Annotated in this window: 1 protein-coding gene; it reads right to left on the reverse strand. The window is 64.1% G+C overall.

Annotation, left to right across the window (positions count from 1 at the left end; genetic code table 11):
• Positions 1–254: hypothetical protein (locus EIK80_RS25345; RefSeq protein WP_148099133.1), on the reverse strand; the 254-nt coding region annotated here is incomplete at its 3' end.
• Between the last annotated feature and the right edge of the window lie 58 nt (positions 255–312).

Here is a 312-nt window from a genome sequence, read left to right on the forward strand (position 1 = left end):
GTCAGCAGCTCCGAGAGATTCAGCGGGAGCATTTCGGGCCCGACAGCGGCTTCTTCCGCCATGATCGTCATGAGGAGCGGCTTGCTTTGCTCGGCGTAGAGCTGGGCCTGGCGGTGCTCGGCCGGCGTCAGGGCCGTGTAGTATGCATCGTTGAGCGTTTCCTGGATCTCATAGGGGATAGGGACCTGCCGCGCGCCGCCGAGTGTCGGCCAAGCCAGCGCGCAGAGCGCCAGCGCCTTGATCATCGACCGCATGAAGCCCCCTCCATCCCGACCTAAGTTTGAGGTATCGACGGTCCGCCTCAAGCCCTAC

This window comes from Caulobacter sp. 602-1 (genome assembly GCF_003931565.1).
GTDB lineage: Bacteria > Pseudomonadota > Alphaproteobacteria > Caulobacterales > Caulobacteraceae > Caulobacter.